This is a genomic window from Streptomyces sp. NPDC051563 (genome assembly GCF_044454225.1).
Lineage (GTDB): Bacteria > Actinomycetota > Actinomycetes > Streptomycetales > Streptomycetaceae > Streptomyces.
Genome location: NZ_JBITDL010000012.1, coordinates 130,799 through 154,099 on the forward strand (window position 1 = coordinate 130,799; position 23,301 = coordinate 154,099).

At 72.5% G+C, this 23,301-nt stretch carries 22 protein-coding genes; 8 read left to right on the top strand and 14 right to left on the bottom strand.

All coding sequences use genetic code 11. From position 1 onward, the window contains the following. Positions 1–54: 54 nt before the first annotated feature. Positions 55–1,407, top strand: coding sequence for a cation:dicarboxylate symporter family transporter (locus tag ACIA8F_RS16405; RefSeq protein ID WP_399379336.1), 1,353 nt, complete (start codon positions 55–57; stop codon positions 1,405–1,407). Positions 1,408–1,673: 266 nt separating this feature from the next. Further along, a complete protein-coding gene (locus ACIA8F_RS16410; RefSeq protein ID WP_399379337.1) occupies positions 1,674–3,446 on the top strand; it encodes a S8 family serine peptidase in 1,773 nt (590 codons plus the stop codon). A gap of 31 nt (positions 3,447–3,477) precedes the next feature. On the opposite strand, the gene ACIA8F_RS16415 is transcribed toward ACIA8F_RS16410, so the two are convergent. From ACIA8F_RS16415 to ACIA8F_RS16435, 5 genes are all read right to left on the bottom strand, one after another. Then, positions 3,478–4,938 (bottom strand): alpha/beta hydrolase family protein, encoded by a 1,461-nt coding sequence (locus tag ACIA8F_RS16415; protein WP_399379339.1) that lies wholly within the window; start codon positions 4,936–4,938, stop codon positions 3,478–3,480. 76 nt (positions 4,939–5,014) lie between these two features. Then, a complete protein-coding gene (locus tag ACIA8F_RS16420) occupies positions 5,015–5,695 on the bottom strand; it encodes a (2Fe-2S)-binding protein (protein WP_399379340.1) in 681 nt (226 codons plus the stop codon). A 1-nt stretch (position 5,696) separates the two neighbouring features. Continuing rightward, a complete protein-coding gene (locus ACIA8F_RS16425) occupies positions 5,697–5,858 on the bottom strand; it encodes a hypothetical protein (protein ID WP_399379342.1) in 162 nt (53 codons plus the stop codon). Between the two features lie 135 nt (positions 5,859–5,993). Continuing rightward, on the bottom strand, positions 5,994–7,046 hold the full coding sequence (locus ACIA8F_RS16430; protein WP_399379344.1) for an SIS domain-containing protein: 1,053 nt from the start codon (positions 7,044–7,046) through the stop codon (positions 5,994–5,996). Between the two features lie 173 nt (positions 7,047–7,219). Next, positions 7,220–8,473 (bottom strand): PTS transporter subunit EIIC, encoded by a 1,254-nt coding sequence (locus tag ACIA8F_RS16435; protein ID WP_399379346.1) that lies wholly within the window; start codon positions 8,471–8,473, stop codon positions 7,220–7,222. 175 nt (positions 8,474–8,648) lie between these two features. On the opposite strand from ACIA8F_RS16435, the gene ACIA8F_RS16440 reads away from it, so the two are divergent. Continuing rightward, the gene (locus ACIA8F_RS16440) at positions 8,649–9,416 is read left to right on the top strand and encodes a GntR family transcriptional regulator (RefSeq protein ID WP_399379347.1); all 768 of its coding nucleotides are present in this window, start codon (positions 8,649–8,651) and stop codon (positions 9,414–9,416) included. 76 nt (positions 9,417–9,492) lie between these two features. Here the strand turns inward: ACIA8F_RS16440 and ACIA8F_RS16445 are convergent, their stop codons facing one another. Beyond that, positions 9,493–10,695: an MFS transporter gene (locus tag ACIA8F_RS16445; RefSeq protein WP_399379349.1), complete on the bottom strand. Its 1,203-nt coding sequence runs from the start codon at positions 10,693–10,695 to the stop codon at positions 9,493–9,495. 67 nt (positions 10,696–10,762) lie between these two features. Continuing rightward, on the bottom strand, positions 10,763–11,209 hold the full coding sequence (locus ACIA8F_RS16450; RefSeq protein ID WP_399379351.1) for an alpha/beta fold hydrolase: 447 nt from the start codon (positions 11,207–11,209) through the stop codon (positions 10,763–10,765). Between the two features lie 140 nt (positions 11,210–11,349). Here ACIA8F_RS16450 and ACIA8F_RS16455 point away from each other — a divergent pair, with 140 nt between their 5' ends. Further along, on the top strand, positions 11,350–12,036 hold the full coding sequence (locus ACIA8F_RS16455) for a GNAT family N-acetyltransferase (RefSeq protein ID WP_254380534.1): 687 nt from the start codon (positions 11,350–11,352) through the stop codon (positions 12,034–12,036). Between the two features lie 62 nt (positions 12,037–12,098). Here the strand turns inward: ACIA8F_RS16455 and ACIA8F_RS16460 are convergent, their stop codons facing one another. Genes ACIA8F_RS16460 through ACIA8F_RS16470 form a run of 3 tightly spaced genes read right to left on the bottom strand, consistent with a single transcriptional unit; the run spans position 12,099 to position 15,388 of the window. Continuing rightward, positions 12,099–13,127, bottom strand: coding sequence for a TolB family protein (locus ACIA8F_RS16460; RefSeq protein WP_399379353.1), 1,029 nt, complete (start codon positions 13,125–13,127; stop codon positions 12,099–12,101). A gap of 36 nt (positions 13,128–13,163) precedes the next feature. Further along, positions 13,164–14,504 (bottom strand): MFS transporter, encoded by a 1,341-nt coding sequence (locus ACIA8F_RS16465; protein ID WP_399379355.1) that lies wholly within the window; start codon positions 14,502–14,504, stop codon positions 13,164–13,166. A 2-nt stretch (positions 14,505–14,506) separates the two neighbouring features. Next, positions 14,507–15,388: an alkaline phosphatase family protein gene (locus ACIA8F_RS16470; protein WP_399379357.1), complete on the bottom strand. Its 882-nt coding sequence runs from the start codon at positions 15,386–15,388 to the stop codon at positions 14,507–14,509. Between the two features lie 264 nt (positions 15,389–15,652). On the opposite strand from ACIA8F_RS16470, the gene ACIA8F_RS16475 reads away from it, so the two are divergent. Next, positions 15,653–17,032 (top strand): alpha/beta hydrolase-fold protein, encoded by a 1,380-nt coding sequence (locus ACIA8F_RS16475; protein WP_399379358.1) that lies wholly within the window; start codon positions 15,653–15,655, stop codon positions 17,030–17,032. On the opposite strand, the gene ACIA8F_RS16480 is transcribed toward ACIA8F_RS16475, so the two are convergent. Beyond that, complete coding sequence (locus tag ACIA8F_RS16480; RefSeq protein ID WP_399379359.1) at positions 17,010–18,590, bottom strand: carboxylesterase/lipase family protein; 1,581 nt, start codon at positions 18,588–18,590, stop codon at positions 17,010–17,012. The two genes, ACIA8F_RS16475 and ACIA8F_RS16480, sit on opposite strands and share 23 nt — an antisense overlap. Positions 18,591–18,709: 119 nt before the next feature. On the opposite strand from ACIA8F_RS16480, the gene ACIA8F_RS16485 reads away from it, so the two are divergent. Then, positions 18,710–19,108, top strand: a complete 399-nt coding sequence (locus ACIA8F_RS16485; RefSeq protein ID WP_399379360.1) for a hypothetical protein — start codon at positions 18,710–18,712, stop codon at positions 19,106–19,108. Positions 19,109–19,252: 144 nt separating this feature from the next. Further along, on the top strand, positions 19,253–19,531 hold the full coding sequence (locus ACIA8F_RS16490) for a chaplin (protein ID WP_383939467.1): 279 nt from the start codon (positions 19,253–19,255) through the stop codon (positions 19,529–19,531). A 98-nt stretch (positions 19,532–19,629) separates the two neighbouring features. On the opposite strand, the gene ACIA8F_RS16495 is transcribed toward ACIA8F_RS16490, so the two are convergent. Together ACIA8F_RS16495 and ACIA8F_RS16500 are read right to left on the bottom strand one after the other, a co-directional pair. Then, positions 19,630–20,493: a tyrosinase family protein gene (locus ACIA8F_RS16495; RefSeq protein ID WP_399379362.1), complete on the bottom strand. Its 864-nt coding sequence runs from the start codon at positions 20,491–20,493 to the stop codon at positions 19,630–19,632. Between the two features lie 6 nt (positions 20,494–20,499). Continuing rightward, complete coding sequence (locus ACIA8F_RS16500) at positions 20,500–20,886, bottom strand: tyrosinase family oxidase copper chaperone (protein WP_399379364.1); 387 nt, start codon at positions 20,884–20,886, stop codon at positions 20,500–20,502. 221 nt (positions 20,887–21,107) lie between these two features. Here ACIA8F_RS16500 and ACIA8F_RS16505 point away from each other — a divergent pair, with 221 nt between their 5' ends. Next, positions 21,108–22,418, top strand: a complete 1,311-nt coding sequence (locus ACIA8F_RS16505) for a hypothetical protein (RefSeq protein ID WP_399379366.1) — start codon at positions 21,108–21,110, stop codon at positions 22,416–22,418. A gap of 11 nt (positions 22,419–22,429) precedes the next feature. On the opposite strand, the gene ACIA8F_RS16510 is transcribed toward ACIA8F_RS16505, so the two are convergent. After that, entirely contained in the window at positions 22,430–23,281 is an 852-nt protein-coding gene (locus ACIA8F_RS16510; protein WP_399379368.1) for a YhjD/YihY/BrkB family envelope integrity protein, read from the bottom strand. Positions 23,282–23,301: the final 20 nt, after the last annotated feature.

Sequence of the window (23,301 nt, forward strand, 5' to 3'; positions counted from 1 at the left end):
TCCTCCCGGGACGCCTTCGTCATCGGGGAGGCGAAGGCTCTACCAGGAGGCATCGTGGCCGCCAGGCGCGACAAGACGCATTATCTGTACATCGCCGTGATCGGTGCGGTGCTGCTCGGCATCGCCGTCGGGTTCGCCGCGCCCGGCACCGCCGTGGAGCTCAAGCCGCTGGGCACCGGGTTCGTCAACCTCATCAAGATGATGATCTCTCCGGTCATCTTCTGCACGATCGTGCTGGGCATCGGATCGGTGCGCAAGGCCGCCAAGGTCGGCGCGGTGGGCGGGCTGGCGCTCGGCTACTTCATGGTGATGTCCACGGTGGCGCTGGCCATCGGGCTGGTGGTGGGCAACCTGCTGGAGCCGGGCAGCGGGCTGCACCTGACCGAGGCGGCCCGGCACGCCGGGGAGGCGCAGGCCAAGGCCGGTGGCGCGGAGAGTACGCCCGAGTTCCTGCTGGGGATCATCCCGACCACGCTGGTGTCGGCCTTCACCGGGGGCGAGGTACTGCAGACGCTGCTGGTGGCGCTGCTCTGCGGGTTCGCGCTGCAGGCCATGGGCGCGGCGGGCGAGCCGGTGCTGCGCGGCATCGGGTACATCCAGAAGCTGGTGTTCCGGGTGCTCGCGATGATCATGTGGGCTGCGCCGGTGGGCGCGTTCGGCGCGATCGCCGCGGTGGTCGGGGCGACCGGGACGGACGCGCTGAAGTCCCTCGCCGTCATCATGATCGGCTTCTACACGACCTGCCTGCTCTTCGTCTTCGTGGTCCTGGGCACGCTGCTGCGGCTGTGTACGGGGATCAGCGTCTTCGCCCTGCTGCGCTACCTGGGCCGGGAGTTCCTGCTGATCCTGTCCACCTCCTCCTCGGAGTCGGCGCTGCCGCGGCTGATCGCGAAGATGGAACACGTGGGCGTCTCGCGGCCGGTGGTCGGCATCACGGTCCCGACGGGCTACTCCTTCAATCTGGACGGCACCGCGATCTATCTGACGATGTCCTCGCTCTTCGTCGCTGAGGCGATGGGCAAGCCCCTCGCCCTGGGCGAGCAGATCTCCCTGCTGCTGTTCATGATCGTGGCCTCGAAGGGCGCCGCCGGGGTGACGGGCGCCGGCCTGGCCACGCTCGCCGGAGGACTCCAGTCCCACCGGCCTGAACTCGTCGACGGCGTCGGCCTGATCGTGGGCATCGACCGGTTCATGAGCGAGGCACGGGCGCTGACCAACTTCGCGGGCAACGCGATCGCCACCGTGCTGATCGGCACCTGGACCAAGGAGTTCGACCGGGCCCGGGCCACCGAAGTCCTGGCGGGACGGCTGCCGTTCGACGAGACCACGCTCACCGACGACGCTCACGAGCAGGCACCGGCCGTACCCTCCCAGCCGGGCGGCACCAAGGACGACGTCTCCGTCTGACGCGGCCGCCCGCGGTCCGGCCGGGCAGGGCTCGCCCCCACGGTGCCCAGCCCGGCCGGACCCGACACCTCACTCGGGAGTCATTTTTCAGCCAAGATCGGATGAACGGTCTAGCTGTAAAAGGTACTTCCATACCGGGGCGGGCTTCTGACATCTTGCGTCCACCACTCGTTTCGTACGGCCCGGTAGGTGCCACCCGCACCGCAGGACCGTCTTCGGAGGACGCATTGATACCCCACATATCCAGCCGACCCCGACGTACCCTCGTGCTGGCGGCCGCCCTGGGCGCCCTGGCCTTCGGAGCACCGGCCGCGCTCGCCGGCACGGCGCCCGTGTCCCCGGCCGGCATCCCCGGCACCTCCGCCCCCGCCAAGGGCACCGCCCAGGCCCCGGCGCCGACTTCCCAGAGTGCGACCTGGGCTGCCGGCACCCGCGCCTACGTGGTGATCACCGCTGCCGGTGACAGCTCGGTGGTCCGTTCCGCCGTCACGGCGAACGGCGGCACGGTCTTCTCGTACTACGACCAGATCGGCGTGATCGTCGCCCACTCGACCTCCTCGACCTTCGCCGCGACCATGCGCGGGGTCAGCGGGGTCCAGAAGGTCGGCGCGACGCGTACCTCGGACGTCCCGGCCGACGCCTACAACCCGGCGCTGCCCGCCAACCCGGCCCAGTCGACGACCCCCGCGGGCGAGCCCGTGCGCGCCGACATGAGCCAGATCAAGGCCGACCAGGCCTGGGCCGTGACCACCGGATCCGCCTCCGTCAAGGTCGGCATCCTGGACACCGGCGTCGACGACCAGCACCAGGACCTGGCACCGAACTTCAACGCCGCGGACTCCGCCTCCTGCGCCTACGGCAAGGCGGACACCCGGGCCGGCGCCTGGCGCGACGTGGACACCCACGGCACGCACGTGGCCGGCACCGTGGCCGCCGCCAAGAACGGCAAGGGCGTCGTCGGCGTGGCCCCGGGCGTGAAGATCTCCTCGGTCCGCGTGGCCGAGCCGGGCACCTCGCTGTTCTTCGCCGAGAACACCATCTGCGCCTTCGTCTGGTCGGGCGACCACGGGTTCAAGGTCACCAACAACAGCTATTACACGGACCCGTGGCAGTTCAACTGCCCGGACAACATCGACCAGGCCGCGATCATCGAGGGCGTCAAGCGCGCCCAGGAGTACGCGGAGAGCAAGGGCTCGCTCCAGGTCGCCGCGGCGGGCAACGAGGACTACGACCTCGCCAACAAGACCACGGACTCGGCGAGCCCCAACGACTCGACGCCGACCACCCGGACCATCACCAACGCCTGCCTCGACATCCCGACCGAGCTCCCGGGCGTGGTCACCGTCGCCGCCAACGGCACCGGGACCACCAAGGCCTCGTTCTCCAACTTCGGCCAGGGCGTCATCGACGTCGCGGCGCCGGGCAGCAGCGTCTACTCCACGGCCCCCGGCGGCGGTTACAGCACCAAGAGCGGTACGTCGATGGCCACCCCGCACGTCGTGGGCGTCGCGGCGCTGATCGCCAGTGCCAACCCGACCTTCACCCCGGCGCAGATCCGCACCGCGCTGGCCACCCAGGCCAACGACACCGCCTGCCCGTCGGACACCCGCTGCAAGGGGACCACGGCCAACAACGGGTTCTTCGGCGAGGGCCAGGTCGACGCACTGAAGGCGGTCGGCGGCTCGACCCCGCCCCCCGGGAAGTACTTCGAGAACCTCACCGACGTCGCGATCACCGACAACGCGACGGTGAACAGCGCCATCACCGTCAGCGGGGTGACCGGCAACGCGCCGGCCACCCTCAAGGTGGGCGTGGACATCAAGCACACCTACATCGGTGACCTCAAGGTCGACCTCGTGGCTCCGGACGGCTCCGTCTACGTCCTGAGCAACCGGGCCGGCGGCAGCACGGACAACATCATCCAGTCCTTCACCGTCAATGCCTCCAGCGAGGTGGCCAACGGTGTCTGGACGCTCCGCGTGAACGACAACGCCAGCGCGGACACCGGCAAGATCGACGCCTGGAACCTGACCTTCTAGCCGGCCTGCCGGCTCCCGCCCGCCCGCATCATCAGCGGTGCAGGACGTCGGCCAGCCAGTCGAAGACGAGGTCGCAGTGCTGTTGCGGGGCCATCGGGGAGCAGTGCAACTGCGCCCCGGTGGCCTCGGTCAGTTTCACGTACTCGCGCCGCGAGCGGAGCAGGTCGTACATCCGCCGGGGCTGGCCGGGGTAGAACTGCTCGAAGTCGTAGTCCAGGACGAGCGTCGGGGCCTTGATCCGCGGGACCACGGCGGTGACGTCCAGGCTGATGGCCCGCTGGGCCGGGGTCCACAGGTCCGTGAAGATCCGCCCGGCGCGGGCCGCCCGCAGCGCCTCCTCGGAGAAGATCTCGAACCTCTTCTTCACCGTGTAGGCGAGCTGCGGGGTGAGCTCGGGGACCACCTCCTCGTTCCACACCCGGTTGGTCTGCGCCTTGTCGGCCGTGACCACGTCGCGGAGCTCCTTGTCGAAGCCGAGCCAGGGGCTGACGCAGCCGGGCTGGCAGACGAGGGCCGCGATACGGGGTTCGAAGGCGGCGGCGCGGGCGACGAGGTTGCCGCCCATGCTGAGGCCGGTGAGCGCGATGCGGGAACGGTCCACGTCCTCGCGCCGCTCCAGCCAGTCGATCAGCGGGCCGACCACCTGCTCCCAGCGCGGGGTGAAGGGCAGCTCCTGGACGAAGAGGAGTTCGCCCTGGCCCGGACCGTCGTAGACGAGGGCGTTCCAGCCCCGGTCCAGGGCCGCGGACACCCCGTAGGTCCACATGTCGACGTTCTGGCCGTCGCTGCCGTTGGTGAGGATGACGGTGGGCCGCGGTTCGGACGGGCGGTGCCCCTCGGGGCGGAAGAACCAGACCGGCAGCCGGGTGTTGCCGTACGGGACCTTCGACCGGACGGCGGCCGGGGAGCAGAGCTGCGTGAAGGTGTCCCAGGCTCGGCGCCCCTGGAGGTAGACCTCCTGCTCGTCGCCGGGGCGGTCGGTGCCCAGTACGTAGAACAGGGCCTGCGTGTAGTACTGGGCCGCCCGCAGCGAACGGAACCTGCGGGTCTGCGAGGGGGTTTCGCGGCCGTGCCGGCCGGCGGCCGGGGGCGCGGCGAGACGGTCGCCCCAGCCGCGGAAGGTGTCGGTGAAGGTCTGCTCGGACAGTCCGGCGGCGTTGATCGTGTTGACGGCGGTGAGGACCTCGCCGACCTCGGAGGCGCGCATGCCGGCGGCGCCCAGGGCGAAGAGGCCGGCGAAGTTGAAGCCCGGGTCGGCGAAGAGCTTCATGGCGCCGGGCGAGGGGTCGGGGGCAGCGGCGGATGCGGCTGCGGCCGCGGCCCGGGGTGCCGTCGCGGCGGGCGCCGGTGCCGGTGCGGTCCACGCGGGGGCCGCCCCCGCTCCGACGGCGAGGGCTCCGGCCCCGGCGGCGGCGAGGCCGGTCAGGGCGGTGCGGCGGGAGACCCCGCGGGCGGGCGCGTGGGCCTCGGGCGCGGTGTGTTCGTGCTTCATGGCAGGGAACGTAGAAGCGCCGGCGGGCGCGTCGCCGTGCGCCACACGCTCCGTTGCTCCGAACGGCCGGGCTCCGTTACCGGGTCCGCAGCACGCAGTCCCCGCAGAGCCCGCCGCCGGGCACCTTGTAGTACAGGCAGCAGCTGCGGCGCGTGAAGGCCACCCCGAGGCCGGGTTCGTGGATGAAGGCACCGGTCCCGCCGAGCGGGCCGCCGTCGGCGAGCAGCGCGGCGGCGAGCTCCGCCGCCGCTTCTCCCGGCACCCGGTCCGTGAGCACCCGGACGGCTCCGACCAGCCCGGAGGCGGCGTTGCCGCGGAGCACCAGCGGGGAGACTCCGAACTGCTCGCGCAGTGCCGTGTCGAGCACCGCGAGGTTGCCGAGAACGGTCTCCGCGAGGGCCCGCGCCGGGGTCTCCCCGGGGGACGCGGCCGGCTCGGGCAGCCACAGCTCCAGCGACCCCGCGCCGGGCAGCCGCCACCACAGGCTGCCGGGGCCGAGGTCCGGGACCCGCCCGGCGAGCACGGCGCAGCCGAGCCCGAGCGACCAGAGCCGCGAGACGATCCCGAACTGCGCGGTCGAAGCCGCCACCCGCCCCGGCCCGCTCCCGATGCGCCGCCCGACCTCGGCGACGTAGGGCCCGAGCCGCTCCCCGTAGAGCTCGCCGAGCGGCCTGAAACCGGGGCCGGGCGGCTCCTTCCCGTACGCCACGGTGAAGAAGGGGCCGACGGAGCGCAGTTCCTCCAGTACCTCGTCCACCTCAGGCTCCGTACCCGTCGTCGTGGAGGTCCGGGTCCGGCTCCGGCTCCGGCTCCGGCTCCGGGCAGGCGACGATGCCGGGAGCCGGCTCGGGCAGCCGGGCGCAGTCCCCGAGACTGCCGGCGGCGGCGAATCGGGCGGGGTCCGTCACGAAGCGATCCATCCGCAGATGATCTCAGGCCGCCGTCGCGCCGCACTGCGCCGGGGAGGGGAACGGCGACGGCGAGGCCCGGCACGCCGAAGCGCCACGGCCCGCGGGATCCGAGGATCGCAGGACCGTGGCGCCGGCGGCCGGGGCTCAGGCCTGGGTGAAGGCCGCGACCTCGAAGTCGGACATGTCGAGGCCGCCCTGCTTGGTGTCGTCGTTGGCGAAGACGAAGGACTCGATCGGGACGTCGCGCTCGGCGCTGAGCTGGGCCACCAGCTCCTGCAGGACCACCGTCTCCAGGACGACCCGGACCGCGTCCGCGACCTCGGGCAGGCGGACGACCGACAGGCTGTCGGCCGGCTCCACCTCGGCCGTGGTCATCAGCAGCGTGAGGTGGCCCGCGCCCGCCAGCGAGCGGGCCAGCTCGATCTCGCGGCCGTCGCCGTAGACGAGGTGGAGGGTGTTGCCGGCCGATTCCATCTCGCCGTGCAGGTAGTTGCGGGTCGCCGAGTGGGCCGCGGTCATCCGCACCACCTCGCGCAGCAGCAGTGCGCCTTCCTCGGCGGAGGCCCGGGAGGCCCCGGCCGCCACGCCGTCGGAGGCGATGCAGCGGGCGCCGCGCTCGCGCAGGCCGGCCACGATCTCGGTGGCCTGCGCGTGGATCGCAGTGGTCTGCTCGGCGATCTCGCCCCACGGGTCGCCCGCGCGGCCCGCGACGGCCCCGGCGATCAGGTCGAGGGCGACGATGGTGCCGGTGTAGCCGATGGTCGAGGCGTACGAGTCGGGCTCGTTGCCGAGGTCCACGGTGAGGTCGGCGAGGTCGCCGAGCGGGGACGGGACGACGTTGAGCAGGGCCGTCTTGGTGATGCCCGGGGCGGCGCACTCGAAGGCCGCGATGGTCTCGGAGCTGCGCCCGCCCTGCGAGACGGCGATCAGGCAGTCGGTGTCGAAGCCGGCGGTGCCGGTCTCGATCTCGCTGGACAGCACGCGCTGGGTGACGATCCCGGCCTCGCGGAGCTGCTGCACGGGGACGGCGAGGGCGGCGTACGAGGCTCCGATGCCGGTGAACAGGGGACGCTCGGCGGTGCGCAGTCCGGCGAGCTCCGGGGAGGCGAGCTGGGTGCGGACGCGGTCGGCGATGCGGGCGAGGGCCGCGCCCTGGTCGGCCTGGCCTTCGAGGAACGTGATGCGGGATGCGGACATGGTGGGGGGGTCCTTAGCGAAGTCTGGGGGCCGCGGGCCCCCGCCGGTTCGGGCGGGCGGGGGCGGGCGGCGTACCGGGTGGCGTACGAGGCTGTCGTACCGGTGTCGTACGGGGCGGTCGGGCGAGGGGCCGGGCGGAGCGGGGCCGGGCGGGCGGGCCGCCGGCCCCCGGCTCAGGAGGCGTCGGCCTTGGTGAGCGGCTTGCCTTCCTCGTCGCGTTCGCGGCCCGGTGTCGGGAGGTCGAACTTCACGATCGCCCAGCGGAAGAGCACGTAGTAGATGGCGGCGAAGGCCAGGCCGATCGGGATGAGCATCCAGGGCTTGGTGGCGATGCCGTAGTTGACGATGTAGTCGATGGCGCCGGAGGAGAAGCCGAAGCCGTCGCGGATGCCGAGGGCGTAGCAGACGGCCATCGAGACGCCGAAGAGGAAGGCGTGGATCGCGTAGAGCAGCGGGGCCACGAACATGAAGGCGAACTCGATGGGCTCGGTCACGCCGGTGACGAAGGAGGTCAGCGCGACGGAGATCATCATGCCCCTGACCATGGTCCGGTTCTCGGGCCGGGCCGTGTGCGCGATGGCCATGGCGGCGGCCGGCAGCGCGAACATGTAGATCGGGAAGCCGCCGGTCATGAACTGGCCCGCGGTGGGGTCGCCGGCGAGGAAGCGGGCGATGTCCCCGTGCACCTCGGTGCCGGTGGTCGGGTTGACGAAGGAGCCGGCCTCGAACCAGGGGAAGACCGAGAAGAAGTGGTGCATCCCGATCGGGATGAGGGCCCGGACGACGAGGCCGAAGAGGCCCGCGCCCCAGGCGCCGGTGCCGACCAGCCACTCGCCGAAGTGGAAGAACCAGCCGCCGACGGTGGGCCAGACCACTCCGAATACCACTCCCATGCCGACGCCCGCGAAGGCGCTCAGGATGGGGACGAGGCGGCGGCCGCCGAAGAAGCCGAGCCATTCCGGCAGCTTGGTGCGGCTGAACCGCTGGTAGAGGAGGGCCGCGACCAGCCCCATCACGATGCCGCCGAGCACCTTGGCGTCGAGGGGCTCGCCGTCCACGCCCTTGGGGAAGGCGGGGCTGGCGAGGACGGCCTTGAAGACCAGGTAGCCGACCACGGCCGCGAGTGCGGTGGAGCCGTCCGACTTCTTGGCGAAGCCGATGGCCACGCCGACCGCGAAGAGCAGCGGAAGGTTGGCGAAGACGGTGTCACCGGCGGCCGCCAGGACCATCGCGAGCTTCTGGATGATCACCGGGAAGTTGTCCCGGCCCAGCAGGTCGGCGCCGCCGAGGCGGGTCAGCAGGGCCGCGGCCGGCAGCGTGGCCACGGGCAGCATCAGGCTGCGGCCGATGCGCTGCAGGACCGGCATGATCCGGCCCGGCTTCTTTCCGGCAGCCGGCGCCGTGGCCGGGACTGTGGCCGTACTCATCTGGTGCTCCTCGTCGAGCGGGGTGGTGGGGACGACTCGAAGGTAGCCAGTGGTTTTGGATTGGTCAACAGTGGTCTCTTGTGGTCTTACAGAAAATATCAAGACGAGGGCTTAGGTCCCGACTGCCCAGGGACCGAAGCCAGCCGAAGTGGTAGCAAGAGGTATGCTTTGCCCCATGACCGACGACTCCGCCCTCGCCGACGCCCCTTCCGGCGCCCGCGCCGCGGACCCCCTGTGGGCCCAGGCCGCGGACCGCATCCGCGAGGAGATCGCCCGCCGCGGCCTGTCCGAGGGCAGCAAGCTGCCGCCCGAGCGCGAACTGTGCACCCGGCTGGACGTCTCCCGCGTCACCCTGCGCCGGGCGCTCGCCCGGCTCGTCGAACAGGGCCTGGTCACCGCCTCCCACGGGCGCGGCTGGTTCGTCGCGGCCCCGGTGGCGCCCGCGCCCGCCCGCGAGTGGCCCAAGGACCTGGAGTCCTTCACCGCCACCGCACGGCGCAAGCACATGCGCGCCAGCTCCGTGGTGCTGCGCCACGACACCGTCACGGCCTCCCTGGACGACGCCGACCGCCTCGACGTGCCCGCGGGCACCCCGCTCCTGCGCCTGGAGCGGGTCCGGCTGCTCAACGACGTACGGATCGCCGTCGACCGGACCCTGGTCGTCGCCGAACTCGCGCCCGACCTCGCCCGCACCGACTTCCGCGAGACCTCCCTCTTCGAGGAACTGCGCCGCTGGGGCGTGGAACCCGACCGCGCCGAGGCGACCATCGAGGCGCGCAACGCCGACGGGGAGCTCGCCGGCCACCTGGGCATCGCCGAGGGCGCGCCCGTACTCGTACTCGACCAGACGGTGTACACCAAGCAGCAGCGGCCGCTCCTGCTGTCCACGGTGGAGTACAGCGGGGACCGCTACCGGCTGCGCACCACCCTGCAGACAGACTGACACCGGCCGGCCGGGGCCCGGTAGCCCCGTTCGTCACCGGTCCGCACGCCGAAGGGCCCCGCCGAAAGCCCCCCGGTCAGGCGGTCTTCCGGGCCAGGCGCACCGCCGGGCCCATGCCGTACGAAGCGGCCAGCAGCAGTGCGCCGAGGAGCAGCCAGCCGGGGATGCCCCAGAGCAGGAGCAGCGAGGTCAGCACCAGCGGGCCCAGCGTCCTGGCCACGGGCACCCCCGTGCCGAAGAACCCCTGGTACTGGCCGATCCGCTCGGCGGGGGCCAGCTCGAAGCCGATCTGCCAGGACCCCGCGGACTGCCGCATCTCGGCGTCCACCTGGAGCACGGCCCCCGCCACGAGCAGCGCCGCGGCCGCCCATCCCGCCCGGGGCAGCGCGGAGAGGGCGAACACCGCGCAGGAGGCGGCCATCACCAGCCCCGAGATCCGCAGCGCCCGCCCGGCGGTGTCCAGATCGGTCACGGGACGCGCCGTGCGCACCTGGAACAGCATCACGGCCACCGTGTTGAGCACGAACAGCGCCGACACCAGCCAGCCGGGGGCCTGCGTGCGCTCCACGATCCACAGCGGGATGGCCAGGCTCAGCAGCGGCATCCGCAGCAGCAGTACCGCGTTGATCAGCGTGACCAGCGCGTACGGGCGGTCCCGGAGCACGGCCAGGCGCGGCTCCCCCGCCGCCCGGTCGGCCGTGGGCGCCACCGCCGGCAGCCGCAGCAGCACGGCGGCGCACAGCAGGAAGGCCGCGGCGTCGAGCGCGAAGACGGCGAGGTAGGCGCGCTCGGTGCCGACGCCGAGCGCGAGGCCGCCGAGGGCCGCGCCGACCGCGAGGCCGCCGTTGAGGACGGCCTGGAGGTGGGCCAGTACGCCGGTCCGCTCTTCGGGGGCGACCACGCCGGCCAGGAGGGCCTGGCGGGCCGCGGCGAGGCCGCACTGGGCGGTGGCGTAGACGACCACGGCGGCCAGGAAGGCCCAGAAGGAGCGGATGACCAGGAACGAGCAGACGGACCCGGCCGTCGCCACGGCCAGCGCCACGGACGTGCCGCGCGGACCGCGCCGGTCGGCGAGCGCCCCGAGCGGGACCCCGGCGACCGAGCCGATCGCCCAGGCGACCGTGAGCCCCAGGCCGATCTGGGCGGGCGAGAGACCCACCACGTGGGTGAAGTAGAGCGCCGAGCACACGTAATAGGCTCCGTCGCCGACGGAATTGCTCAGTTGTGCGGCGGCCAGTCGGCGCGGCGCTCCGGGCGGAGGCAGGATCCGTATCGTCACCGGGCCATTGGATCAGTCGAATGGCCCATTCCGGTGGTCCATTCACGGAGTATCCGCCCGGGCCACTTCACCGGCCGTCCGTACCACGATCAGGCAGGGCACCTCGGCCGGCAGCTCCACGAGCACCGGGGCGCAGTCGGGCCGCTCGGCCCGCCCGCGCAGGGCGGCGGCAGCGCTCTCGGGGCCGGTGGCGCCACCGCAACTCGATGGCGGTCCGGCCGCCCGTGGACACACCACCGACGACCGCTTGTTCGACGTCCAGACGGTCGAGCAGAGCGGCGGGATCATCGGCGAAGCCGGCGAGCGGCGTTTTGCCCGGCAGCACCGGACTTTTCCCGTATCCCCGCAGGTCAGGGGTGATCACCCGGTAACCGGCCGTGGTCAGTGCGGCCGTCTGGGGGGACCACATCGAGTGGTTGAACGGATGTCCGTGGATCAGGATTACGGGGGCTCTGTCGCGGGGACCCAAGTCCTCGAAAAAGAGTGTCGCGCCATTGCCAATTTGGGGGTTCATGGAAGGACTCCAAGGGGCTACATTGAGCCACTCGCGTTCACCTGACAGCCCGTTGCCTTTCACCCGTGTTTTGCACGGGGGGCGACGTCAGGGACGCAGACTGTGCAACCACCCCACCGCCCAGAAGGACCGAAGGCTCCGTGCCCGTACCCGTACTCCTCGCCGGCCGCTCCGTGCGGCTTGAGCCCCTCGCCCCCCACCACACCGAGGCCTTGGCCCTGGCCGGGGCCGAGGATCGTACGACTTACGCCTTCACTCCCGTGCCCCACGGGTTGCAGGCGTCACACGAGTACATCGACCGTGCCCTCGCCGATCAGGCGGCGGGTCGATCGCTCCCGTTCGCGGTGGTCAGAGCCACCGACGGTCGGGTGGTCGGTTCGACCCGGTTCCTGGAACTCGACTACTGGCAGGGGCCGCTGGTGTGGCCCGCCGTGCCGGGGGTCCCGTTCGGCGATCCGGCAACGGCGATCCCCGATGCCGCCGAAATCGGCAATACCTGGCTGTCTCCGGCGGCCCAGGGCACCGGCATCAACACCGAGGCGAAGCTGCTCATGCTCCGCCATGCCTTCGAGACGTGGGGGGTCCGGCGTATCTCGCTCCGCGCGGACGCCCGCAACGGACGCTCGCGCGCCGCGATGGAACGGCTCGGGTTCACCAGCGAAGGGGTCCGCAGGGCCCATTCCCGTGGCCTGGACGGCGCCGTGCGCAGTACGGCCTTCTACTCGATCCTCGACGAGGAGTGGCCGGCCGTGCGGTCGGTCATCGAGCTGCGGCTGTCGGCCGCGGCGCAGCGCAAGCGGCGCCGCAAGACGCTCATCCCGGCGTAACGGTCCTCCTCCGAGGGTCCGGACGCCCGCCCCTGCCTCCGCCCCGCCCCCTCTTCCCGGTGTCAGCCGAGGAAGGCGGGGGCGAGGGCCGAGGTCATCAGCCGGGCCGGGGCCCCGCTGCCGTCGGCGGGCAGGGAGTAGAGGTCCGCGCCGAAGTCCCCGGGCAGCGAGTAGACGACGGTTCTGTCGTCGGTCCACACCACCTGGTCGTCGACGCTGCGTTCCTCGGCGAGCGGGGCCTCGGCCATGGTGGCCAGGTCCAGGACGTACAGCCGCCACGGCGCGTCCGGTGACAGGCCCGGCACCCGCTTCTTGAACACGAGGCGGGTCCCGTCGGGCGACAGGGACGGGCATTCGAGGTTCTCGCGCAGCGTGGTCACCGTGCGTGCCACGAGGTCGCCGCGGACCAGGTACGTCTGACCGCCGGTGGCGAGCGTGGCGTAGAAGGTGCGCTCGTCCGCGGCGAAGGTCACCCCCCAGAAGTTCACGTCGGCGTTGCGGTAGGTCTTGCCGTCCTTGTGGATGGTGAAGTCCTCCAGCGAGGCGTCGTACGTCCCGCTGCGCAGGTCCAGCAGGGAGGTCCGGGTGGAGAAGTTCGTACCGGCGTACGAATCCCCGCCCACGAACACCGTCCAGGCGACCAGGTGGCCGCCGGGCGAGACCCGGGCCCGGGTCGGGATGCCCGCCAGCGGGCGGGTGGCGACCTCCTTCAGCCCGGCGTCGAGGACCACCGCCTTGTAGGCGTCCTGCACTCCGCCCTTGTCCGCCTGGAGGCAGATCCCGGCGCCGGCGGCGGCGTGGAAGCGCAGGCAGCTGACCCCGGAGGCGGTGCGCGGGCCTTCGGGGGCGCCGGCCGCCGCGGTGGCGAGCTCGTCGCGGTGCGGCCCCCAGGCCATGTTCCGGAAGACGATGCGCCGGCCGCCGGCGCCCGCGGCGAGGGACACCTCGCCGCGGGTGATCGGCGGCCCGCCGGCCTGGACCCTGTTCTTCTCCTCGGCGCGCGAGGAGGCCCGTACGACGGCGAGCGCACCGATGGCGGCGAGCAGCACGACGGCGGAGACGAGGATCAGGATCCGGCGCTGGAGGGGCATGGGTGGGGGCCTTTCGTGGGCTGCGGAGGGGGATTCTCAGGCGACCGCAGTACCGGACGCCGGGGTGCCGGACGCCGGGGTCTCGCGCTCCGGGGTGTCGCGCTCCGGGGCGTCCGGATCGCCGCCCGGTCGCAGCCGGACGCAGACGGCGATGGCCCCGGCCAGCAGGACGGCGGCGACGCACAGGGCGGGCCGGGGACCCCAGAGGGTCCAGGCGGCGCCGAAGCCGACCGAGGCGGCGAGCCGGGCGAGGGCCTGGCCGGTCTGGACGAGGGCGAGGCCGCCGCCCCGGTGCTCCTCGGGGACGGCTCCGGCGGCCGCGGCCATGAGCACCCCGTCGGTGGCGGCGTAGAAGCCGCCGTGCAGCAGGAGGACGGCGTAGGGCAGCGCGGGATGGGAGCCGCCCGTGAGCAGGATCCCGTACGCGGCGAGCAGGGCGAGGTGGCCGCCGAGGAAGACGGCCCGGCGGCCGATCCGGTCGGCGAGCCGGCCGAGCGGCAGCGCGAGCAGGAAGAAGGCGGCGGCGGTGCCCAGCGGCAGCAGGGCGAACCAGCGGTCGGCGATGCCGGCGGAGTCCTGCAGCAGCAGGAAGACGAAGCCGTCGCTGACCGTGCACAGGCCGAGCAGCAGCGCGCAGAGGCCGATCCGGCGCAGGTCGGGGCGGCCCAGCAGGCCGAAGGCGGCACGCAGCGAGACGGGGGCCGCGCCGGCCGCGGGGACGGTGCGCCGGCCCGGTACGAAGAGCACCAGCACGAGGACGCCCAGCGCGGCCACACAGGCGCTGACGGTGAAGACGGCGTCGTAGCCGTCGGCGGCGCCGCGCAGGATCAGGAAGGCCAGAATGGGTCCGATCAGGGCGCCGGCGGTGTCCATCGCCCGGTGGACGCCGAAGGCCCGGCCCCGCTCCTCGGGAGCCGCGGCCAGGGAGATCAGGGCGTCGCGCGGGGCGGTGCGCAGCCCCTTGCCGGTGCGGTCGAGGGCGAGGACGGCCCCGATGGCGGGCAGGGTGTGGGCGAGCAGCAGCAGGGGCTTGCACAGGGCGGAGAGCCCGTAGCCCAGGCCGGCGAGGGCCTTGTGCCGGCCGAAGCGGTCGCCGAGGTGGCCTCCGGTGAGCCGGACCAGGGCGCTGACCCCGTTGTAGAGGCCGTCGAGCAGCCCGAAGCCGAGCGGGGTGAGTCCGAGCCCGGCGACGAGGTAGAGCGGGAGCACGGCCGTGACCATCTCCGAGGAGACGTCGGTGATGAGGCTGACCGTGCCGAGGGCGAGCACCGTGGGGGCGAGCGCGGCGCGCCGCCCGGGGCGGATGCCCTGGGCGGCGGCCTGCGGCTCGGGGGTCACGGCGGACGCGGGGGTGGCGCGACTGTCCGCAACGTACATGGTCAGGAAGTCCAGATCCCCGTGATGTCCTTGGCGGTGGCCGCGTTCCCGGCGTGGGCGGTCAGACCGGCCAGGCCTTCCAGGGTGCGCAGCACGTCGTAGTGGTTGTAGGTGGTGGAGGCGCTGGAGCCGGGGGTCACGGACTGGCCGTAGAACACCGTCGGGATCTTGTTCCCGGCGAGGCGGTTGTCCTCGTCGAAGGTGACGACGAGCAGGCTGTTGTGGGTCTTGGCCCAGTCCGCGTACGCCTTGACCTTGTTCTTGAGCCAGGTGTCACCCGTGCCGACGGAGCAGTCGTGCATGTCGTTGCAGAGGTCCGGGACGACGAAGGAGACCTTGGGCAGGGTGGTGAAGTCCGTGGGGAACTGGGTCATGGTCTTCGCGGTGCTGGTGGGCACGTTGGAGAAGCCGAACCAGGGGTTGTGCTTGCGCGCGTAGTTGCCGCTGGAGCAGGTGGTGGAACCGGCGCTGGGCAGACCCTCGTTGTAACTGCCCCAGGTCTTTCCGGCGGCGATCAGCTCGGAGGCCAGGTTGGGCGCGGAGCTGAAGCCCGGCGTGTAGCAGCTGTCGCCGGTCACGCCCTGGTTGGAGCCCGAGAAGAGCTGCATGTAGTTGGGCTGGCTCGGGTGGGTGATGCCGTAGGAGGCGGTGAGGTTGGCTCCCCCGGTCTTGAGGGAGTTGATGTAGGGGGCGCTGGAGCTGCCGATGACCTGGTTGTAGGCGTGGTTCTCGAAGACCACCACGACTATGTGGTCGGGTGCGGGCAGGCCGGCCGCGTGCGCGGGCTGGGCGGAGCCGATGCCCGCCCACAGCGCGGCGCCGGCGGCGGTGACGCCGAAGGCGGTGGCGAGGGCGGTCTTGCGGCGGGACCGTGAAAAGGGCATGCCGAACACGGGAATTACCTCCGGGCAGGGTGGTCTGGGGGCGGCGCGGAGGTACCGTACCCACCGGCATGTGCAGAGGCCAGGGATTCTTGGCGAACAGAATGGGAACTCCACAGGCCCTTTTCGCGCCGGGCAACGCGCTCCCCTTCGGAACACCAAGAGACGTAAAAATCGGGAACCCGCGAGCACGTACGCTCATCTTTCGATCGAAAGCAGTCCCAACCCCGCCCCCACGGGGCAGCACCAGCCGGAGAGCCACCTCACATGTCGCACGCACCCTACGGACAGCAGCCGCCGTACCGGCCCGAAGAGCCGTACCGGCCGGAGGACCCGTACCGGGCGGAGGGACCGTACCGGGCGGAGCAGCCGTACCGGCCGGAGGAGCCGTACCGGCCTGAGCAGACTTACCGGCCGGAGCAGCCTTACCGGGCGGAGGGACCGTACGGGCAGGAGCAGCATTACCGACCGGAGCAGCCTTACCGGCAGGAGCAGCCTTACCAGCCGGATGAGCAGTACCGGCCTGAGCAGCCGTACCGGCAGGAGCAGCCGCGCCGTCCCGAGGGGCCGCGCCGGCCGTCCCGGGTGCGGCGGTGGGTGATCGCGGGTGCCTCCGTCCTCGCGCTCGCGGCCGTCGCCTCCCTCGTGATGAGCCACTACGAGATACCGCCCTTCACCGACAAGGGCGACTCCGTCTCCTTCGGGCAGCTGCCGCCGTCCGGGTCCGCCGGGGGCGACACCGGTGGCGGGACGGCCGTCACCCCGCCGCCGAACTCGAAGATGTCGATGCCCACCGGCCCGGCGGCCGATTTCAAGAACTCGATGACCCTGCCCGACGGCACGCACGTCGCCGTCACCACGATCACGGGCAAGAAGTCCGGGTTCAAGGGCAAGGTCTGGGTGTGGGCGCCCAAGGAGTACAACGACCCGAAGTTCGCGAAGAGCGGCTTCCCGGTCATGATCGCGCTGCCCGGCGGCGCCGGTTTCCCGAACAACTACTGGATGGGCACCGACCTGGGGCTGCAGACCAGCATCAGCAAGTGGTACGCCGAGGGCAAGAGCAAGCCCTTCATCCTGGCCATGCCGGTGCTGAACCCGGCCCCGGACGACAAGGGCATCTACTGGGACGCCTCCGACATCCCGGGCCAGCCCAAGATGGGCACCTGGCTGACCGACGACGTCCCGGACCTGATGCGCGAGAACTTCCGCACGGTCAAGTCCCGTGACGGCTGGGCCTACATGGGCTCCTCCACCGGTGGCTTCGCGAGCCTGAAGGCCGTGCTGAAGTACCCGGAGAAGTTCAAGGCGGCCATCTGCTCCGGCCCCGACATCGTCCCCGACTCCTCCCTGTGGGCCGGCCACGACAAGGAGAAGGCGGAGAACAACCCCGAGCTGCTCGCCAAGGCGCTGATCGACAAGAAGGGCAGCCCGGACGTCTACCTGGCCTTCCAGGTCGGCACCAACGAGAGCAACAAGAACACCCTGCCGAACGTGCAGAAGTTCATCGCCACCTACGGCAAGGGGCCGATCCACACCGAGCTGAAGGTCATCCCGGGCGGCCAGCACAACGCCAAGACCTACGTGCCCAACATGGGCGAGGGGCCCATCCAGTTCATCAGCAAGGTCATGGAAGGACCCGTCGAGTAACCGGCGCGCCGGTCCGGACCGGCTCCCCGGGTCCCGCCGCCGCGGACGCGGCTTCCCCGTGCCCGGGCTCAGCGCTCACCGGCTGCTCGCGCCCCGGCCCGCCGAACACCTTCGGCGGGCCGTCGCCGTTCCAGGGCGCCCAGCCCGGGTCCCCGTCGACGGCGAAGCGCACCCAGGCCGCGTGCATCTGCGCGGCCAGCTCCTGCGGGGCGTCCGGCCCGGCGAGCCAGGAGGCTTCGGGAACACCGAGGGTGTCGAAGACGAAGCCCAGCTCCAGGGCGTGGCAGGACCCGAGGCCCGGGACCCCGGAAGGCCACGCGAACTCGTACACGAAGCTCGGCGCGCTCCGCCCGGCCGCGCCGGCCAGCGCGCGCAGCGGATCGCGCAGCAGCCGGTCGGTGAGCAGGTGGCCGAGGAGGTCGGCCGGTCCCGCGCCGGGCCGCTCGGCGCGCAGGGCCCGTACGGCGGCCCGGTCCTTGCCCGAGCGGAGGCGGCCCAGGGCCACGGACAGCGGCCCCAGCCGGTCCAGCAGCCGCATCGCACCGGTCGGGGCCAGCCAAAGCCGGTACTCCTCGGCGGTCCAGCCCAGCAGCAGCGGTACGTCGCCCCGCGCGGCCGCCGCTTCGAGCGGCTCGGGCGGCAGCGTCCCCGGGTCCGCGACCAGGCCGAAGGCGGGCCCGCCGAGCAGCGGTGACGAGCGGCGCAGCACGGCCGCCTGGGCCGCGAGCAGATCGGGCAGGGCGACTTCGGTGAAGGCTTCGGCGGTGGCGGGGACCTTGAGCAGGGCGGCCATCCGCCGCACCATGGCGCGGACCCGGTCCCGCGGCAGCACTTCGGGGGCTCCGCTCTGCAGGACGGCCTGGTGGAAGAGGCCCTCGGCGCGGGGTGCGGCGAGCAGGGCGCCGATGCTGATGGCTCCCGCGGACTCGCCGAAGACGGTGACCCGGTCCGGGTCGCCGCCGAAGGCCGCGATGTTGTCCCGCACCCAGGCCAGGGCGGCGATCTGGTCGAGCAGCCCGCGGTTGGCGGGGGCGTCGGGGAAGAGGCCGTAGCCGAGGACGCCCAGGCGGTAGTTGACGGAGACGAGCACCACGCCGTCGCGGGCGAAGGCGGAGCCCTCGTAGACGGGCACAGCCGAGGAGCCGCGGGTGAGGGCGCCGCCGTGGATCCAGACCATGACGGGCAGCGGGGCCGACGGCGCGTCCTTGCCGGCGGGGGCCGGGGTCCACACGTTGAGGTTCAGGCAGTCGTCACCGGGGACCTCGGGGTCGGGAAGCAGCGCGGCGAAGGCCTGGGGGTAGGGCACCTTGGGCGCGGTGGGGCCGTACTCCCCCGCGTCGCGCACCCCGTCCCAGGGCTCGGGCGGCCCGGGCGCGGCGAACCGGCGGGCTCCGACGGGCGGGGCGGCGTAGGGGATGCCCCGGAAGACGGCGGTGCCGCCCGGGCCGGTCCGGCCCTCGACCACGCCGGAGGCGGTCCGGACCCGGGGACGGTCCGGGGTGCGGTCCCGGTCGGGGGTGCGGTCCCGGTCCGGGTCCCCGCTCGCCGTCGCGGCCATCTCGTCCTCCTGGGGTCGCCGAATCCGGTGTTCCGCATCGTGCCGGTCGCACGGTCGCACAGGCATGCGCGGGGTGACAAGGCGTGACCCCGCCCCGGGCGCGCCGGGTTGGGCGGGGCATGCGATCCCAGTCTCTCCCCCACACCCTGCGCAAGCTCGTCCGGGCCGGATCGGTCCCCGTCCTGCTGCTCGCGGCCACGGCCGCGGCCGGAGCGGCGGCCGGCGGCAGCGCGTACGCGGCCGACGGACCGACCGCCGCCCTCGGCACCCCGACGACCGTCGGGCCCGCCTTCCAGTACCTGGGCACGGACGACCGGCCGCACGGCATCGACTCCCCCAAGGGCTGTGTGGAGGCCCTGGGCGGCGGCGGACGGGCCGTGACCAACAAGACCGGCAGCTCGGTGGCCCTGTACCGGGAGCCGGGCTGCGTGGGCACACCGGTCGAGGTGCTGGCGCCGGGCGCGGTCAAGCCCGTGCCCCGGTACTTCTCCTCCGCCCGCTTCTCGCCGGCCCGGTAGTCCAGGGCCCGGATCCGGGTCCGGTCCGAGATCACCGGCGGCCCAGCGACCGTGACCCTTGGGCGCTCTCCGCGTTGTACGCCATGTCAAACGCCGCAGCTTCCCTTTTTCTGCGGCACCCCCGTTCCTCTCTAGGAGATCTTGATGTCGCGTATCGCGAAGGCATTCGTCATCACCGCTGCCGCCGGTAGCGCCCTGGCCGCCGGTGCGGGTCTGGCGGCTGCCGATGCCGGAGCGCACGGTGCGGCGGTCGGCTCCCCCGGTGTCCTGTCGGGCAACCTGCTCCAGGTTCCGGTGCACGTCCCGGTCAACGTCTGCGGCAACACCGTCAACGTGATCGGCCTGCTGAACCCGGCGTTCGGCAACACCTGCGTCAACGCCTCCGGTGGCGGCGACCACCACACCGAGGGCTACGGCGGCTGATCGCCGAGTAACCCGAAGGGCCCCCGCCGGTCGGCGGGGGCCCTTCCTCGTGTGCCGGTTCTTCCTCGAGTCCACGTGCCGGCTGTTCCTCCAGGGGCTCACTCGTAGCGGTAGAGCCCCTGGTGGCCGAGCATCTCGCGCGGGGTGACGTCCCACGGCGGCATCGGCTCGTCGAGGGCGATCACCCGGCCGCGCTGCAGGTCGCCGACGGCGAGCGGGGCGGCGGGCAGGTAGCCGGATTCCGGGTGCCGCTCCTGCCAGCGGTCCCAGACCAGGTCCACGAAGGCGTGGTGCAGCCAGAAGGCCGGGTCGTTGGGGGACGTGCCGCCGGTCATGTGACCGCCGATCCACTGGTGCACCTTGTTGTGGTTGCGCCACTTCTCGCTCTTCGGGGCGGCCCAGCCCTCCAGCTTGTTGCGGAAGCCGCCGCGCCCGGCCGTCGAGTCCCAGGGGGAGCTGTCGTACAGCGGGTCGTCGATCGCCCACTGGAGTTCGGCGGGGGTCGGCAGGCTGATCGGGTTCTGCGGCCGGCCGAGGTTGCGGGTGAGGAACGCGGCCTCCGTGATGCCGACCGTGACCGTCCAGTTGCCCCGGCCGTACGCGAACGGGCCGGTCATCACCTGCCGGTCGCTCTCCCGGCCGGTCCCGCCGAGGAAGTCCTCCGCCCACAGGGAGGAGGCCGGGCTGTTGTCGGTGGTCCAGTCCCAGTACGGGATGGTGACGCCCGGGTCGACGCTCTGAAGCTGGCGTTCGAACTCCAGCAGGTAGCGCCGGTGCCAGGGGAAGAAGGACGGCGACATGTGCCCGACGCGCAGCTTGCGGTCCCGGTCCGGGACGAAGTACTTGTCGTGGGTGCGGACGAACGCGTCGTAGGTGCCGTTGCGCTTGAGCTCGATCACGGCCGCGGTGAAGCGCTTCTTCTGCGCGCTGGTCAGGTTCTTCTGGTTCTGCCGGGTGTACACGCCGTGCTACTCCTGTCGGCCGTGGTGCGCTGCGGCGAACGCCAGCTGGGTGGTGCCCAGTTCGTCGACGGCCGCGCGGGCCAGCTCCAGCGGGGTCGCGTAGGACTGGAAGTGGTTGATCCCGCTCAGGTACGTGCCGTCGGCGCGGCGCATGACGTGCAGGGCACGGCCGTCGATCCGCACGGAGGTCCCCGCCGGGTCGACGGAGATGTGCCGGCCGCGGTACGTCTCCTCGCCCGCCGGGACCAGCGGGGCCGGTGTGAGCGTCTGCCGGGGACGGCGGGCGCGCAGTACGGGGGCCAGTGCCGCGGCCGTGCCGGCGAACACGGCCGCGGTGAAGGCGGTACGGAGGACCGCGCGGCGGGTGAGTGGTGCGGCGGGTGCTGCGTACATACGGTCTCCCTCGCTCGGTGGCCGGTGGCTACGGGTCTAACGCGGCGCGGCGGGCGAGGTCACCGGGGAGACCCCTGCCGGTTCATGTGCTTGTAGGACGAGACGGCCGCTGCCTGCGGGGCCGTTCACACGATGAGCCGAACAGAACGCGCGGATCCGGGAGCCCCGTGTGTCCCATGGGACACACGCACGTCTTCTCGTGCCTCGTCCCCGGGAGTGCCATGAACGTGCCGTCCGATCTCCCCGACGAGGCGTCCGCGCCGGGCCGGACGGGGGCGTCAGGTGCCGGGCGGATCGCCCTGAGCTCGGTCTCGGCGGTACTGATCACGCTCACGTGCATCCTCGTACCGGTCTCCCTGCTCACCGTCTGGGTGCACGACATCGTGCTGGACACCGGCCGTTACGTGTCCACGGTCTCCCCGCTCGCCTCGGATCCGGCGATCGAGGCGGCGGCCGTCCACCGCATCACCGAAGCCGCCGACGTCCGGGTCGACGGCGCTCAGGTCACGTCGGACCTCGCGAAGTGGCTGGAGGCCCAGGGGCTGCCGCCCCGCGTGGGCACGGCGGTCAAGGCGCTGGGGCCGCAGCTGGACTCGGCCGCGGACGCGGCCGTCTCCAAGGTGGCGGCCGAGTTCGTCGGGAGCGAGCGGTTCGAGACCGTGTGGACCACCGCCAACCGCGCCGCCCACGGCGCGGTGGTGCACGCGCTGACCGGTGAGGGACGCGGTCCGGTCGGCGTGGACGGGGGCACCGTCACCCTCGATGTCGGCGCCGCCGTGGAGAGCGTCAAACAGGACCTCGTGGAGGCCGGTCTGTCCCCGGCCCAGAAGATCCCCGACGTCGACAAGCAGATGGTGCTCTTCCAGTCCGAGAAGCTCGGGAAGATCCGGGGTGCGGTCCACCTGCTCGATGTCCTCGGCAACTGGCTGCCCGTGCTCACGGTGGTCCTCGGCGCCGCCGGAGTGCTGCTCGCCCGGCGCCGCCGGCGCGCCCTGGTGACCGCCACGCTCGGCGCGGCCTTCGCCTGTCTCGTCTTCGCCGTCGGGCTGACCGTCGTGCGCCACTACTACCTCGGCCACCTTCCGGCGCAGGTCCAGTCACCGGCGGCGGCAGCGGCGGTCTTCGACACCCTGGTGCGCTTCCTGCGGGTCAGCATCCGCACCGCACTGGTCCTCGGCGTGGTCGTGGCCCTCGGGGCCTACCTCTCCGGCGCCGGACGCCTGCCGCGCGGCCTGCGCGGCGGGGCCGAGCGCGCGGCCGACTCCGCCGCCGTGTGGGGCGCCGCCCACGGCGTGCGCACCGGGGGCGTCGGCACCTGGGTACAGGCGCAGCGGAGCCGGCTCACCCTCGGCGTCCTGCTCGTGTGCGCGCTCGTGTTCGCGCTGTGGAACCACCCGACGGTGCTCACCGTCCTGCTGCTGGTCCTGGTCCTGCTGGCCGTGCTCGCCGTCCTCTCGCTGCTCGCGGCCGGGGGCCGCTGCACCGACCGCACGGAACACGCCGGGCACACCGGGCACACCGGACCGCTGTAGGCCGCGCGGCGTCACGCCGTCCCGGGGTCCACGGGTGTGCGGAGCCAGGCCGCCGGGCGCGGTTCGTGGGCCACCACGTACCCGACGGCGATGGCGAGGGTGATCACGATGAAGAACCCGATGAGCCAGGACAGCAGGACGAAGACCGAGCCGAGGCTGCCGAACTGCTGCAGGCTGCGATCCACGGCACCGGGCATGTAGACCCTCGACCCCACGGTCAGGAGCTGCTCCCCGAACCCGGCCAGCAGCGCACCGGGCAGCAGCGGCAGCCACGGGATCCGGGAGCCGAGCAGCAGGTACTGCGTCCACCACCACAGCAGGGTTCCGGTGATCGCGGCGAGGGTGAAACCGGTGATCCGGCCGGTGCCGAAGGCCGTCTGGACCAGCCCCTGGAACAGCAGGGCGACGAGCCAGACGACGAGCCAGGCCAGCCACCGCCAGGCGGCCACCCTCGCCTTGGACTTGGGCAGGTGCCAGGAGCGCTCGCACGTCTTCTGCAGGGCCCGGCTGCACGCGGTCGCCGACAGCAGCGTCACCAGGATCCCCACGCCGCCGGTGCTCGCGACGGCCTTGACATCGGTGGCGCCGTACACCGACTGGACCTGGTCCAGGGTGGCGTCCTGAAGCCCCAGGGTGACGCGGATGGAGGAGACCAGCTGCTGCTGGAGCCACTCGGGTGCGAGCGCCGCGATGACGAAGACGGCCGGCACCGCGCCGAGGAAGGCCTGGGCCGCCAGCCTGGTGGCACAGTCCAGCACCCTGACCGCTGCGAGCTGGGCCAGGAGCCGGCTCAGCAGGGGGGTGTGCTTGCGCATCCACCCGGGGACGAGGCGCAGGTGAGGGATCGTCTCCGGTCCGGACACGGTGAGACTCCTCGGGGCAC